General features: G+C 30.4%; 19 protein-coding genes and 1 tRNA gene. 11 read left to right on the top strand and 9 right to left on the bottom strand.

All coding sequences use genetic code 11. From position 1 onward, the window contains the following. Position 1 precedes the first annotated feature (1 nt). The 4 genes from PMT9312_RS07575 to PMT9312_RS07565 all read left to right on the top strand — a co-directional run bounded on the left by PMT9312_RS07575 (position 2) and on the right by PMT9312_RS07565 (position 2,042). On the top strand, positions 2–487 hold the full coding sequence (locus tag PMT9312_RS07575; RefSeq protein ID WP_011377009.1) for a DUF2214 family protein: 486 nt from the start codon (positions 2–4) through the stop codon (positions 485–487). Then, a complete protein-coding gene (locus tag PMT9312_RS07570; protein ID WP_011377008.1) occupies positions 484–1,020 on the top strand; it encodes a DUF1643 domain-containing protein in 537 nt (178 codons plus the stop codon). The genes PMT9312_RS07575 and PMT9312_RS07570 overlap by 4 nt, the downstream gene beginning before the upstream one ends. An 83-nt stretch (positions 1,021–1,103) precedes the next feature. After that, positions 1,104–1,232 (top strand): hypothetical protein, encoded by a 129-nt coding sequence (locus tag PMT9312_RS10065; RefSeq protein ID WP_263890847.1) that lies wholly within the window; start codon positions 1,104–1,106, stop codon positions 1,230–1,232. A gap of 81 nt (positions 1,233–1,313) precedes the next feature. After that, positions 1,314–2,042, top strand: a complete 729-nt coding sequence (locus PMT9312_RS07565) for a pirin family protein (protein ID WP_011377007.1) — start codon at positions 1,314–1,316, stop codon at positions 2,040–2,042. A gap of 8 nt (positions 2,043–2,050) precedes the next feature. On the opposite strand, the gene PMT9312_RS07560 is transcribed toward PMT9312_RS07565, so the two are convergent. Next, positions 2,051–2,365 (bottom strand): hypothetical protein, encoded by a 315-nt coding sequence (locus tag PMT9312_RS07560; protein WP_011377006.1) that lies wholly within the window; start codon positions 2,363–2,365, stop codon positions 2,051–2,053. A 116-nt stretch (positions 2,366–2,481) separates the two neighbouring features. Next, positions 2,482–3,888, bottom strand: coding sequence for a UDP-N-acetylmuramoyl-L-alanine--D-glutamate ligase (gene murD / locus PMT9312_RS07555; RefSeq protein WP_011377005.1), 1,407 nt, complete (start codon positions 3,886–3,888; stop codon positions 2,482–2,484). Positions 3,889–3,988: 100 nt separating this feature from the next. Between murD and PMT9312_RS07550 the strand changes: the two genes are divergently transcribed. Next, positions 3,989–4,255 (top strand): hypothetical protein, encoded by a 267-nt coding sequence (locus tag PMT9312_RS07550; protein ID WP_011377004.1) that lies wholly within the window; start codon positions 3,989–3,991, stop codon positions 4,253–4,255. On the opposite strand, the gene PMT9312_RS07545 is transcribed toward PMT9312_RS07550, so the two are convergent. Beyond that, on the bottom strand, positions 4,250–5,179 hold the full coding sequence (locus PMT9312_RS07545; RefSeq protein WP_011377003.1) for an oxidoreductase: 930 nt from the start codon (positions 5,177–5,179) through the stop codon (positions 4,250–4,252). The two genes, PMT9312_RS07550 and PMT9312_RS07545, sit on opposite strands and share 6 nt — an antisense overlap. Before the next feature lie 152 nt (positions 5,180–5,331). On the opposite strand from PMT9312_RS07545, the gene PMT9312_RS07540 reads away from it, so the two are divergent. Together PMT9312_RS07540 and PMT9312_RS07535 are read left to right on the top strand one after the other, a co-directional pair. Further along, positions 5,332–6,486, top strand: coding sequence for an FAD-binding domain-containing protein (locus PMT9312_RS07540; RefSeq protein ID WP_011377002.1), 1,155 nt, complete (start codon positions 5,332–5,334; stop codon positions 6,484–6,486). A 137-nt stretch (positions 6,487–6,623) separates the two neighbouring features. Next, positions 6,624–7,172, top strand: coding sequence for a DoxX family protein (locus tag PMT9312_RS07535; RefSeq protein WP_011377001.1), 549 nt, complete (start codon positions 6,624–6,626; stop codon positions 7,170–7,172). A 244-nt stretch (positions 7,173–7,416) separates the two neighbouring features. On the opposite strand, the gene PMT9312_RS07525 is transcribed toward PMT9312_RS07535, so the two are convergent. The 5 genes from PMT9312_RS07525 to PMT9312_RS07505 all read right to left on the bottom strand — a co-directional run bounded on the left by PMT9312_RS07525 (position 7,417) and on the right by PMT9312_RS07505 (position 10,124). Then, positions 7,417–7,968, bottom strand: coding sequence for a pyridoxamine 5'-phosphate oxidase family protein (locus PMT9312_RS07525; protein WP_011377000.1), 552 nt, complete (start codon positions 7,966–7,968; stop codon positions 7,417–7,419). Further along, on the bottom strand, positions 7,961–8,578 hold the full coding sequence (locus PMT9312_RS07520) for a DUF1295 domain-containing protein (RefSeq protein WP_011376999.1): 618 nt from the start codon (positions 8,576–8,578) through the stop codon (positions 7,961–7,963). The genes PMT9312_RS07525 and PMT9312_RS07520 overlap by 8 nt, the downstream gene beginning before the upstream one ends. A 66-nt stretch (positions 8,579–8,644) precedes the next feature. Continuing rightward, positions 8,645–8,716, bottom strand: a tRNA-Val gene (locus PMT9312_RS07515). A gap of 49 nt (positions 8,717–8,765) precedes the next feature. Next, positions 8,766–9,557: a photosystem II S4 domain protein gene (locus PMT9312_RS07510; RefSeq protein ID WP_011376998.1), complete on the bottom strand. Its 792-nt coding sequence runs from the start codon at positions 9,555–9,557 to the stop codon at positions 8,766–8,768. Next, positions 9,558–10,124, bottom strand: a complete 567-nt coding sequence (locus PMT9312_RS07505; RefSeq protein ID WP_011376997.1) for a hypothetical protein — start codon at positions 10,122–10,124, stop codon at positions 9,558–9,560. It abuts the gene before it with no gap. Between the two features lie 99 nt (positions 10,125–10,223). Between PMT9312_RS07505 and serA the strand changes: the two genes are divergently transcribed. From serA to PMT9312_RS07485, 4 genes are all read left to right on the top strand, one after another. Further along, entirely contained in the window at positions 10,224–11,810 is a 1,587-nt protein-coding gene (gene serA / locus PMT9312_RS07500) for a phosphoglycerate dehydrogenase (protein ID WP_011376996.1), read from the top strand. An 18-nt stretch (positions 11,811–11,828) separates the two neighbouring features. Then, on the top strand, positions 11,829–12,740 hold the full coding sequence (gene prmA, locus PMT9312_RS07495; protein ID WP_011376995.1) for a 50S ribosomal protein L11 methyltransferase: 912 nt from the start codon (positions 11,829–11,831) through the stop codon (positions 12,738–12,740). 135 nt (positions 12,741–12,875) lie between these two features. Beyond that, positions 12,876–13,175 carry a ferredoxin gene (locus PMT9312_RS07490; protein WP_011376994.1) on the top strand — a complete coding sequence of 100 codons (300 nt, stop codon included), beginning with the start codon at positions 12,876–12,878 and terminating at the stop codon, positions 13,173–13,175. A gap of 80 nt (positions 13,176–13,255) precedes the next feature. Further along, positions 13,256–13,612: a hypothetical protein gene (locus PMT9312_RS07485; RefSeq protein WP_011376993.1), complete on the top strand. Its 357-nt coding sequence runs from the start codon at positions 13,256–13,258 to the stop codon at positions 13,610–13,612. A gap of 18 nt (positions 13,613–13,630) precedes the next feature. Here PMT9312_RS07485 and PMT9312_RS07480 read toward each other — a convergent pair whose 3' ends face one another. Beyond that, the gene (locus PMT9312_RS07480) at positions 13,631–14,179 is read right to left on the bottom strand and encodes a pentapeptide repeat-containing protein (protein WP_036924038.1); all 549 of its coding nucleotides are present in this window, start codon (positions 14,177–14,179) and stop codon (positions 13,631–13,633) included. Between the last annotated feature and the right edge of the window lie 34 nt (positions 14,180–14,213).

The raw sequence follows: 14,213 nt of genomic DNA, 5'->3' as shown, positions 1-14,213 counted from the left end.
AATGTTATTAGGAACTTTATTAACAGGCGAATTAGCTAAAAGTGCATTGGTAGCATATGTTCATTATTTGGGAATTATTTTGTGCTTTGGTTCTCTTTTGTTTGAAAGATTGACTCTCAAAGTAGGTCTTAATAGAAATGAAACGATCTCAATGATAATTGCAGATGTGGTTTATGGTTTGGCAGGAGTTGCAATATTAGTTACTGGTATATTGCGTGTTAAGTATTTTGGACAAGGCGGTGATTTTTATACAGGTAATCCTGTGTTTTGGATAAAGGTTTCTCTTTACATTTTGGTAGGATTACTTTCTTTATACCCAACAACAACATATATTTTATGGGCAATTCCATTGAGTAAGAATAAATTACCTGAAATTTCTGAGAACCTTGTTAAGAGGTTTAGACTCATCATCACGACCGAGTTAGTAGGCTTTTCAATAATACCTTTATTTGCAACTCTCATGGCTAGAGGTGTAGGTTTAGGTTGAAAAATTTATTTTTAGAAAGAAATTGTTTAATAAGTCAGAACAAACAATATAGATGGAGTTTAAGCTATAAGATTTCTAAATCTAAAAAAGAAATTATTTTTATTGGTTTAAATCCTTCATTATCAGATGCAGTTTTCTTGGATAATACAACAAAAAAGATAATCAAAATTTTGAAAAACAATAATTATGGCAAAGTAAAATTAATAAATTTATTTGCTCTTATTTCAAGTAATCCAGAAAAACTTTTTAATCACAAAAACCCTGTTGGTTATCTAAACAATAATCATATTTATAAAAACTTAAAACACTGGTCTGAAAATAAAAATTGTGATTTATGGATGGGTTGGGGTAACAAAGGGAAATTTTTAAATAGAAATAAAAAAATATCAAAAAAAATAATGGAATATAATTCAATTAGGAAAAATAATTTTGATAAACCTCTTGGACCGCTTCTTATTAAGAAAACAATCAAAGATAATCCAATACATCCTCTCTACTGTTCCGATAATTCCATCCTTCAATCTTATTTTTAGGTAACAAGGCTGAAATGCAATCTATTATTTTTAGCTTTTCCATTAAATATGTGTTAATTTCTAGTTGTTAATTCAAACTTTATATGAAAGTTTCAAAGCAAATAAATAAACTAAAAAATTTAAATGTTGAGGCAGAAAAATGTTCTACAAGAGAAGAAGCAAAAAAAATAATCTATAAAGCAAATAAAGCACAAAGTAAAATTAACCAATAAATAAAATTACTTATTCGTCATTGATTATCCCCAAAATATATTTGTCTAACTAATAATCTAAATATTTATTTCTAAGCATTAGTGTCTTTGCAAATTATTAAAATAAGGAAATCTCAAGATAGATTTAGCACAAGTAGAGAATGGCTAAGTTCGAAACATTCATTTTCTTTCGCAGAGCATAGAGATCCAAAATGGGATAATTTTGGGAATATTAGAGTTATAAACGAAGATATTATTTCTCCGAATGCGGGCTTTAATTCACATTCTCATTCAAATATGGAAATAATTACTGTCGTAACAAAAGGAGCAATAACGCATAGAGACTCGTTAAACAACTTTGGAAAGGTTCATGAAGATGAAGTGCAAGTTATGTCTGCAGGTACTGGGATCTCTCATAGCGAGAAGAATGAAGAAAATGAGACCTGCAAGTTGTTTCAGATTTGGATTTATCCCAAAAAAAATAATCTTAAACCTGTCTACAAGCAAACATCATTTAAAAATGTCATAGGTGAGAATCTCATTATTGATTACTTAGATCTGAAAAATAAACTTTTAATAAATCAAGATATATCTTTATGGCGTTGTAAATATAAACCTATTAAAGAAAAAAAATTGCCATTAAAAATCGATAAATATAATTGGATACAAATAATAGAAGGTAATCTTTTATTAAAAAATAAAGACACTAATTCAAATATATGTCTCTCTTCTGGAGATGGCTTGGGATTTGAAGTTATTAATTATGATGATATTTCTATAGAGACTGAAAAAAAACTAGATTTTCTTTTATTTTCAATGCCTTCCTTATAGTTTATCTATTACTCATCAACTCCTTTATTAAATGCATTTAAGGCTTGCAAAGCCATGTTAAGGTGAACTTCCATAGCACCAAGAGCAATTAAAGAATTTGGTGATTTATCTTTTAGTATATTCTCTTTTCTTTTTGATAAATCGTTAATTAATTTCTTAGTTGAAGCTTCCCATTTGTTTATTAACTCGTCAAATTCTCTTTTTTCGGGACTTTCTATTTCTGCTAATTCATCAGAAAAATGAGAATCTTTTTGTGCCTTCAGCATTAAGTAACTTAATTTTTTATGACTTATTGCTTGAGGTAAATTGTTAGATTCACTCATTGTTAGTAATAAATTTATAGTCAAAATCTAACTAATTAAGTGAATATTCGCTAGGGGTGAGACGGTTGTGATGACCGACCTGAAAATGACTTAATGATCTTTAAATAAAAACTGAATTAATTAACCTTTAATTTTTCACTTATTAGTTTCTTGAAATGATCTCCTCGCTCTTCATAATTTTTAAATTGATCAAAACTTGAGCATGATGGTGAGAATAATAATGTTCCAACTTTATTATTTTGTAAATAATGAAAAACAAAATTTAAAAGCTCTTTGAGTTCTGAAAATTCAAAAATATCTTTTTTAAATCCTTCATTAATAAGGGCCATCTTTAGGACTTTTGAGCTTTCTCCAAAAAGAAAAATACATTTAACTTTTTGCTTTAAAACTTGTACCCACTCACTGTATTTATTGCCTTTTAATCTGCCTCCAGAAATTATTATTATTTGACCTTCAATTGAATTTATTCCTGCAATAGATGAATCAAAATTCGTAGCTTTACTATCATTAATTATTTCCAGATCATTATTTTTGTAAATTGTTTCCATCCTATGCGGTAATTGTTTGTAATTAGATAAAGAATCTTTAATCTTCTTTCCTGACAATCCAACTTTTCTTGCTGCTGCTATTACTAATAGAAGATTTTGAAGATTATGAATTCCTTTTAAAGAAAAATGTTCAAGTTTGAATAGTCTCTTTCCTCTCTCAATAATGAATGCTTGATCATCTATCCAATAATCGCATTGAATGAAATTTGATTTATCTAGACTAGTTGTTATCCAAACCCCTTTTGATAGTGAACTATAGTGATTTCTTAGATTTTTATCGTCATAATTATAAATTCTGAAATCTGATTTTTCTAGCAAGCTTTTTTTTATGTTGAAATAGTTTTCAAGTGTTTTATGTCTTTCAAGATGATCTTCTGTGAAGGTTGTCCAGATTCCTATATTAGGTTTTACTTCTGGAGATATTTCTATTTGATAACTGCTTAATTCAGCTACAACCCAGTCAATTTTTTCGTATTTTTTGGAGTAAGCATATTTACATAAAGGTGTACCAATATTTCCAGCAAAAGGAGCATATAATTTATTCTCGCAGAGTATATGACTTAGTAAATGAGTAACAGTAGTCTTACCATTAGTGCCAGTAATACCTATCCAATTTGTCTCTTTTAAAATTTCCCATGCAACATTAATTTCTCCAATTACTTTTATTCCCTTTTTTTTTAATTTAATAATAGTTTCATGGTCATAAGGTATTGATGGACTTACAACAACAGATTCAATCTCTTTTATAAAGGGATGAATTTCTTTAAATACAAATTCTTTATTCAGAGAAACTAATATATTAAGTTCCTCCAATTCTGTTTTTATTTCTAAGAATTCTTTCCCATCTTTACTTTCCCAAATAATTACTCTCTTATCGATACTTCTCAAATACTTGGCAGCCCAAACTCCAGATTTACCTAATCCAATTACAAGATTAATATTTTTTCTTTTTCTTAAATGATTATTATCTATCATTAAATTTATAATTGAATTTATATTAAATGTGTTTGAGGGTTAATTCAATCATGAGATCACTCTTTAGTATTTATAGAATTCGCCAAATAAAAGTTAATTAATGGAAGATAATACTGCAAAATATTGGTTCTCTTGGTTTTATGAAAAGTGGGAGAAAAATGCTCCAGGTGAATTAATAGAAAAGGGTTTAACCCCATCTCAGATTGCTGAGCGCTTTGTTAATGAAAACCATGATAGTTTTATTCAATTATCAAAAAAAATTGATGAAAAAAATTATGATGTCTTAATAGAATTTATGAAACTCTCAGAGAGTGAGTTACATATATTGAAGTATTTTCTAAAGTTAGTAAAAATGAAAAATTTATAAGAAATTACTCAGTATTTGAAGGCTTTTTTCCCATAAATTTTTTCTTTCTTTTTTATTAATGGCAACAGGAGAAGTAGGCGATAGTTTTGGATAACCTCTGAAATTAAATTTAGGACCATAATGATCTCCGCCTCTTGCCTCTGGAGAAGTAGCTGCAAAAAGTTGAGGTAAGGCACCCATCTCAGCGGATTGAAAAATAGGGCTAAATAATTCCATGGAGAATGTTTCGATTGGACTAGGTTTAGGTTTTTGAGCAGTAAAAAGATTTGTTTTTGCTATCCCTGGGTGAGCAGCTAAAGAAAGTATATTTTTGGGCTTTAAGTTTTCATTTAGTTCCAATGCGAACATTACATTTGCCAATTTGCTATTGGAGTAAGATTCCCATTTGTTGTAATAGTTCTCTGCTTTCAGATTTTTCCAGCCAACTTTGCCAAAAAATTGTGCACCAGAAGTAACCGTTACTATTCTCGACTCCTCTTTTTTTTCAATAATTGGAAGAAGCTTTAGGGTCAAAAGCATATGAGCTAAATGATTAACTGCAAATTGTATTTCATATCCCTGAGCACTAAGTGTTTTAGGCGGGTGCATTATGCCTGCATTATTGATTAGTAAATCCAGATTTTCAAAATCATCAAAAATTTTGGGTTGAATTTCAACAACATTATTTAAATCTGATAAATCTAATTCAAGTGGAGAAAATATTCCTTCAGGATTTGAAGCTCTAAGCTTTTGAATAGATTTATTAGCTTTTTCAAGTGATCTACATGCCAGGATTACATGGGCATTTTTTTCGGCTAAGGCCTTTGCCGTGTAATATCCAAGGCCACTATTTGCACCAGTAATAAGTGCAGTTTTTCCATTAAGATTAGGAATATCAGATGTTTCCCAATTAGAAATCGTAGGTCTAGAAATAGTGGCAGTCATTTAGTAATCCTGCAAATTGTTTAGAGATTTAATTAAAACTTAATTACCTAATTACTGTAAATAATTGAATTCAGTATCGTGAGCTAAATTTAACCTCTAATTTTTCAAATTTTTTTCAATAAACAAAAAATATTTTTATAGTTATCAAAAAAATGTCATTTTTATTAGAAGCTCAAAATGTTTGGGACAATTTTGCAAAATACAAAATTAATGATTATTCAAAGTTAAGAAATTTCGATTTTGGGCCAAATAATGAAGGTTCAGTTTCAAAATTATCACCTTTCATTACGCATAGAATATTATCGGAATATGATCTGATTAATGATATTAAAAGTAAGTACAAAATCAAAAATTCAACTAAATTTGTTGAAGAAATATTTTGGAGAGTTTACTGGAAAGGGTGGATGGAAAATAGACCTAAAGTTTGGCAATATTTTACTTTAGAAAAAAATCTTGATTTTGATTATGAGCTGTATGAAAATGCAATTAGTGGAAATACAGAATTAGATTTTTTTAACTCTTGGGTCCTTGAATTAAAGCAGTATAACTATTTGCATAATCACACAAGAATGTGGTTTGCGAGTACTTGGATATTTAATTTAGGCCTTCCATGGCAATTAGGAGCAAAGTTTTTCTTTAAATATCTCTTTGATGGTGATGCTGCATCTAATCTTCTTAGTTGGAGATGGGTCGCAGGATTACAAACTAAAGGGAAGCGATATCTTTTTTCATCTTCAAACCTCAGAAAATTTTCAAATAATAGATTTAATGTAGAAAAAATAATTAACAAACAAATTTCTATTGAGGAATTGGATCAAATTCCATTAGAAGATGAGATTTATAAAAATAATATGGATCCTAAATCAGATAATTTGATTTTGTTTGAAAATGATCTGAACGTTGCAACTCTTAAAAATTTACTTCCAAGCTATAAAAAGGTATTCATTATTCTTCTAAAGAATGAACAAAGACAAATTAAATTGTCTGAATCTGTTTTGAAATTTAAACATGCATTGGTCTCTGAATTTGCAGAGCAATTTGATAATGTTGAACAGATTGAGCCTAATTCACTAGAACTCACCTTTGAAAATATTAATCAAATAGATATTATTTATCCTGGGGTGGGAGAAAATTATGACTTTATAATTAAGTTCAAAAATTTACACAATAAGAAGATATTTAATCTCGTCAGAGATGTAGATTTATTCGCATGGAAATTTGCTAAAAAAGGCTTCTTTAAATTTAAAGAAAACATTCCCGAAATAAATCAAAGAATATTAGAAAATTATTCAAAAAATGATTTTTAACTGCAGTAAATTCTTAACTAGAAAAAAGAATTCTTTAGGTAACTAAGTATAAATACTTAATTAGGTATGACTTTTGCTGTTTAATCCACGATGAAATCTGTGACTAGTTATTTTTACTTAAGGATAATTTTTTTATAGTGCTTTCAACAATTCTTACTAAGTCGTTTAGCAAAGATACTGCTTTATTAATTCTTAGAGTTATAACTGGTACAGTTCTTATTCATCACGGTTATGAGAAATTAGCAAATATAGAAAATTTTGCTGATGCTTTTGTCAGACCATTGCATCTTCCATTCCCAATCTTTTTATCATATATTGCTGCATTTTCAGAGATAGGTGGTAGTTGGTTAATAATTATCGGGTTAGCTACAAGATTTGGAGCTTTAGCTATTGTAGGAACAATTTCTGTCGCTATATATCACGCACTTGTTACCTCAGGTTTTAATATTTTTTTATTAGAGCTTTTACTTCTTTATTTTGCTTCAGCAACTTCAATTGTTTTGACAGGTCCTGGTAATTTCTCCTTAGATGAGGTTATTATTAGAATTCTTAGATCAGAAGATGATGAAGAAAGTATTCGTTCAGCAAAATTAAAACCTTCCTCTAAGGAATCTGAAATTAAAGAAGAATCAAAGAAAGGCGGTTTATTCCAATATATTCAAGCTAACATCCTCTCAGATATTTAAGCTAATTTTTTAGGGTAAAGACTGTTAATCAGTTTTACCCTTTTAAGATAATTGTTTCTCTTCTCGAGTTTTATCTTAATCGTTGCTTCAGAAAGACTTATAAAAAGACCTATAGCAGTTACCCAAGATAAAAAGATAAAAGGGTTATCTGGAATTTCTGAAAAATTCATATCAAAAATACTTCTTTTTAAAAATTGACCGATCAATACATCTTTTTCAACCTAAATATACAATTTAGAAATATTTAAGGATTGATTTCTGTTTTTTCCCATTTCTTAATCTTTTCCCATAGATATCTTTTATGAATAGGCTGTTCTAATTTAAGAAGATCTACTGAATAGATTTCAAAATTTAGAACTACAAAATTTTCTGACTTTGGTAGATTGGATAATATTTCATAAGCAGATTGCACTTTTGGGTTTATTTTCTCTCCAGGAGATCCACAATACCAAGAAGATTTTGATTTTTCAGATAATGAATCCCAATAATTTTTGTTATTACTTAATTCACGTATTTTTCCTTTAAATCTATATTGTGATTTGGTTTTCAAAAAGAACCATAATATTTCTGCATTAGGGTTAGATTTCAAATGACCAATTTTTTCACTTCTTCTATCTGTAAAAATAATCATTGAACTATCTTTATGCCATCCTCTGAAAACAACTGTTCTTAATCTTGGCTCATTTTTTTCGCTAACTGTTGCAAGCTGTATCCATTTATTAGAGGGTGATTTACCCTCTTTTTTCCTAGAAGATTTTAAATCTTGTCTCCAACTTGGTAAGTTGTTATCAAGCATTTAATTTAGGCAAAATAAGACCACTTTTCTTTTTGTATTCTTTGAATGAATCATACTTTGAGAGCGACTTATCTTTTTTTATCATTCTTGGCAGAAAAACTATAAAGAAAAATATTGCAAGAATTACTAATGGAATGAAACTCATTGAAAGGATTACGAAGGATAGATAAATTAGTATTTCTCCTAGATAATTTGTATTCCTTATATTTTTGAAAAATCCTTCTTTAATTAGGTCTTTTTTTAATTTAAGAGAAAAATATTTTTGAGCATCACTAGCAAAGTGTAAAAACACACCAATTATATTTATAGATACAGATGCAGCTATTACGATATTCGGAACAGATTTCTGAGATGAAATAAGAATGTATGGCGCTACCCAGTAACTTCCAAGGAAAATAAAACCAGTGACTGAAGTTAAAAAATTGATTTTTTCTTTAAAATAAGGATCCGGGAATATCTTTTCTTTTAGAAGCCAAAGTAATCCATAAGTACCATGCAGAGCTAAATAAACGTAGGGAGCGATTGTAAAATTATCAAAAAAAATCATAAGACCTATAACTACAAATGCTGTGAGCCCCTTATGAAGATTAATTATTTGATTAAGTTTCATCTTTTTTAATAATCTAAAAAATGAAATTATTTTATGTGGATATAAGCTAGTTCGTCAAAGTTTTAATGGGCGATACTGGATTCGAACCAGTGGCCACTACCGTGTCGAGGTAGTGCTCTACCACTGAGCTAATCGCCCAAATTGAAGAATATTAAATCCCCCTTATAAGAAAATAGCAGGTTATGTTTCATTTTCTAAGTAATTTAACTTTCCATCTTTCTCTTTTGGTGATTTCTAAATTTAGAATTTCGATAAATCCTTTATTTTCTAGTTCTAGTTTGTCGCCAATTTTTAGATTAATAGTTGGCTTGTTAACTTTGCTTCCATTTAATTTGAGCATTCCATTTTCTATCCTTTCAATGATTTTGGTTCGTGATATCCTAAAACCTGCTGAAGCTATAGCATCTAATCTTGTTGAAGCTTCTACTGTATTAACAAGTTTTTTTGTTCTTCCAGAAGGTATTTGTAATTCATCTATACCAACTAAATTAATTTTTACTTTTACGTCTCTCAAATAAAAAATCTTTTCATTTAGATGCTCAATATCTAAATTATCAATTATTCCTTGTGCCCCCCTATCTCCAATAGTCCATATATCGCCTACTTTTACTTTATGTACCCCATTTTCAATTAAGAGGGATCTAAAATCGTCTTGTGTAGCATTATCAAATAAAAAATTGCCATTAATTTTTATCCCTTGAGCTGGAAAATTACTTTTTAGTGCATCCTCTTCAGGAATGTTATCTCCTCTAAAGCAAGCTATTCTTGATCTTTGAGAGGAAGAGAATCCTCCATAAACAAAAAATTTGAAATCATTTAAATTTTCAAAATCTTTTGAAATCTCCTCGCAAACATAAGTTGAGTTAAATCCAGTCCAATAAGTTTCCCAGTGTTTGTAAGCTAAGTTAGCAATATTTATTAATTCCTCAGTTTCTTCTTTGTAGTTTGAGTTTATTAAGATTTCTTTTAAGTCAATCATTCAGCCTTCTAAAAAAATTATATCTTTTGCTTCTGATTGCTTTATCAAAGCCCAAGGTAATTCAGTTCCAATTTGATTTTCAAGCATTACAAGCCATTTACCCTCTTTATTCAAGTTAATAATTGATCTCAATTCTTTATTTCTATTTAGATTTATACTTGCAGCAGAAAAAACGCTTCCTAAATATCCTGAACCCATTCCTAAGAGACCTCCTATTAACGTTTCACCTATGTTATTTAAACCAAGAAAGCTGAAAGTAGATAAGTTAGTCATATTAGTAAAAGCTATCCCAGCTATAAAACCAAACGGCATGAGCCATCTACTCATATCTTTTTGCCTTAGTTTCCGGTCAAGTTTAGGATTGAGGATTCTTATCTCTTCAATTAATTGAGATTTAATGAAATTATTGGCTGATTCGTTTAGCAATTTAGTTTTATCAGGGGAGATTTTCGCATTTGAGGGCGGAATTAATATAGCTTCTTGGAGCAATACTGACTTTTCTTTGAAAACATTAAATAGTTGGATACATTTTTCAAGGTCTTCAAATATCACTATACTTTTAGTCAAAGTTCATTCCTCAAATGTTTGTGTTTTATTCAAATTAATAAAATAAGATATAACTACTATAGATTAAGTTAAAGTAAAAGATTAAAGAACAACTCGTAAATGACAAAAGTTCTCATTACAGATCCAATTGATCAAACAGGAATTGATATTCTTTCACAGGTAGCGCAAGTAGATCAGCGAATAGGAATCTCAAACTCTGAATTGGCATCAATTATCAAAGAATATGATGCCCTAATGATACGATCTGGCACTCAAGTGACTGAAGAAATTATTAACTCTTCAAATAAACTGAGGATTATTGGAAGAGCAGGAGTAGGAGTTGATAATGTAGATGTTAAAGCTGCTACACAAAAAGGGGTTCTTGTTGTTAATTCGCCAGGAGGAAATACTATTGCTGCTGCTGAACACACCATAGCTATGATGTTGGCCTTATCTAGAAATATTCCAATAGCTAATAGTAGTACTTTGTTAGGTAAATGGGAGAGAAAGAAATTTGTTGGTAATGAGCTTTATAAGAAAAAGTTAGGAGTCGTAGGTTTAGGGAAAATTGGTGCTCATGTAGCTAAAGTTGCCAATGCATTAGGAATGGAAGTTTACGGATATGATCCCTTTGTTTCAACTGAAAGAGCTCAACAAATAAAAGTTAAACTATCTGAATTAGATGACCTATTCCAACAATCAGATTATGTAACTTTGCATTTACCTCGCACACCAGAGACAGAGAATTTAGTAAATATGAAGGTGCTTAAAAGTATGAAAAGTAGCGCAAAGTTAATTAATTGTGCTCGAGGAGGTTTAATTGACGAAGAAGCATTAGCAGAAGCTTTAAATCAATCCTTCATTGGAGGAGCAGCAATAGATGTCTTTTCTAAAGAACCTTTGGAATCTGATTCACCACTTCTGCAAGTTGAAAAGAATCTTATTCTTACACCTCATTTAGGAGCATCTACTCGGGAAGCACAAGAAAATGTAGCTGTTGATGTTGCCGAACAAATAAGAGATGTATTGCTTGGTTTATCGGCTAGAACTGCCGTTAATATTCCTGGTTTAAGTCCTGATATTATGGATAGCCTTAAGCCTCATTTACAGTTAGCAGAAACGATGGGACTTCTTGTAAGTCAGCTTGCAGGAGGACAGATTCAAAAATTAGAGGTAAAGCTTCAAGGTGAATTTGTTCAACATCCTTCCCAGCCATTAATAATTGCCAGTCTAAAAGGCCTTCTAAGTAAAGCTTTGGGAGATAGGATCAATTATGTGAATGCTTCTCTAGAAGCAGATTCTAGGGGCATTTCAGTCGTTGAGAGTAAAGATGAGGCAAGACCTGAATTTGCTAGTGGATCGCTTCAGTTAACTACTTATGGAGATAATGGAGACCATAGCGTAGCGGGAAGCATTTTTGCTGATGGAGAATTAAGAATTATTAGTATTGATCAATACCCAGTAAACGTATCACCAAGCAGATATATGTTGGTTACTAGGCATAGAGATATGCCTGGTATTATTGGCAAGCTGGGTTCTTTATTGGGTAGCAACAATGTAAATATTGCCTCCATGCAAGTTGGGCGCAAAATTGTTAGAGGAGAAGCTGTTATGGTTTTAAGTATTGATGATCCAATACCTAATAAGTTGCTTGACACCATTATTGAAGTAGAGGGAATTACTAGCGCTAATCCAGTTACTTTATAAAAAGTCTGACTAACTATAATGGCGAGTAAAGATTGGTATAAACTAAACTTTCAGATAGAAAGTGATTTAGAAGAAATTATTATTTGGAAATTAAATGAGCTAGGAATATTCAGTTTTTCATTTGAATATTTGATAAAAACTGAAAATAAAAAAGAAGTGAATATATGGCTTCCAATTAATGAATGGGACGAGAGTTCCAGAAGTGATTTTGAAAAAATAATTTGCAAACTTCTCAACATTAATGACTCTATTAATAAATTTTTTGACTGGAGTGTTATTAAAGAAGAGGATTGGTTAACAAGCTGGAAGAAATATTGGGCCCCTGAATTAGTAGGAAATCATTTTCTAATATTACCTTGTTGGATAAATCTAAATGAAGAATTTAATGATAAACAAATCATAAAAATTGACCCTGGAGCAGCCTTTGGTACTGGCAGTCATCCCTCGACTTATCTATGCTTAGAAAAAATGGAGAAAATTTTATTATCTGATAAAAAGGTATTAGATATTGGGAGTGGCAGCGGTATTTTGAGCATTGCTGCAAGATTATTAGGAGCTAAAGAGGTTTGTGCAATTGATAATGATTATCTAGCTATAAATTCAACTAACTCTAATTTTCAACTAAATTTCGGAAATTTAAATAACTTAAACACATATTTGGGATCTTTTAATGAGGTAATTTTAAAACATCAACTCAAAAAAATCGATTTTGTTGTATGCAATATTCTCGCTGAAGTAATAAAAGAAATGATTCCGAATATTTATAAGTGTTTGAGAAATAATGGCGAAGTCATTTTCAGTGGAATTCTGAATTCACAAAAAGATGAAATTATAAAAATATTAATTCAAAATAACTTGAAATTATTGGATGTATCATCTAGAAAAGATTGGGCTTGTATTTATGCGCAAAAAGCAAAGAATCTAACCTAAGTATAAGTTTTTCTTATTGATACTCTTTAATACATTTTATTGTGTCATTTTTTACGTCAAAATCCCCCATATCGACCTAATCAATGTTAAAAATGTATTTATATAGGTATTAACTACCAACATTTTTTTATTTAAATGGCTTCTTACAAAGTTACACTCATCAGCGAAGGTGAAGGACTAAATTCAACCATCGAAGTACCTGATGATCAATATATTCTAGATGCTGCTGAAGAGCAAGGCATTGATCTACCATATTCTTGTAGAGCTGGAGCTTGTTCAACATGTGCAGGCAAGGTTACTTCAGGGAGTGTTGATCAATCAGATCAGAGCTTCTTGGATGATGATCAACTTGAAGCTGGTTTTGTCCTTACTTGTGTAGCTTATCCAACCTCTGATGTGACAATTACAACTCATGCTGAGGAAGAATTGTATTAATTATAAAAAATTAACTTTTTAAAGTTGATATTTTATTACTTCTCTGCCACCCTCTAGAAAGGTGGCTTTTTTTTTGGGAAATGAATAACTTTGAATTTTTTAAAACTGGAAGTGTTCAATCAAGTTATGGAGGTCAGTACAGTTATAGGGTTATTGGACCATGTTGCAGACTATATGATAGGGAAGAGTTACCTTGGCCCTGTTCAAGGCTTGCTTGGAGAAGTAAGGAACCTAGTTGGAGAAGAATAGGTTCTAGATTCGTAGCAGATATGGCTTCAAGAAAATGTCCTTCTTACTCAGTTCAGATTTTAGAGCCCGGTTCAAAACCTGTTGAAACAGTTATAACTCTTTTTTCAAAGAAATTTTCTTCTGATATACAAGAATGGTGGTATAGCAAAAAACCAGGCTCACAAGAGCCTGGTAATGTTTCACCATAATTAAAAATTAGTTTCTAATTAAGCTTCTGGTGTTGCAGGTATATAACCTCTTAAGCCTGAACATTCAAGACTATCTACTGTGTCCACTCCAGTTTTTGAGTTAGTACCTGTTGCTCTTTCACATAATGATTTCCTCTGAGGAAGATCAAGAGTTGCATCAGTAAAGTCTGCTCCATCTATAGTTGCCCCATCAAAAACACTTTTCATCAGCTCACCATTAGTAAGATTTGCATCAGATAAATCAGCATTATCAAAACGTACAGCATATGCAATAAGATCTTTCATGTTCGCGCTTTTGAAACTAGAATTTGCTGCAGTTGTTACGCTCATATAGGCGCCTTGTAGATTTGCCTCTCCTAAATCTTGATTAGATAAATCATATTTTACAAATTCATTATTTTGAAGATCTGCACCATGAAGATCTTCTTTCAATCCATCTACTGATGAAGGATCACTAGGATAAAGTGCATTAGTAGAAATTGGATTAAGAAGTAAACCAATAATCAATGGAAGAAAAATTAAAAGTCTTTTAAAAGACTTATGTAGTGATGAAAAAATAGAAACCATTTCGATCAACATCAAATAGAAAAACCTATGACTA

Source organism: Prochlorococcus marinus str. MIT 9312 (assembly GCF_000012645.1).
Lineage (GTDB): Bacteria > Cyanobacteriota > Cyanobacteriia > PCC-6307 > Cyanobiaceae > Prochlorococcus_A > Prochlorococcus_A marinus_L.
The sequence above is the reverse complement of the archived record's forward strand: the minus strand, read 5'-3'. Positions and strand labels throughout refer to the sequence as shown.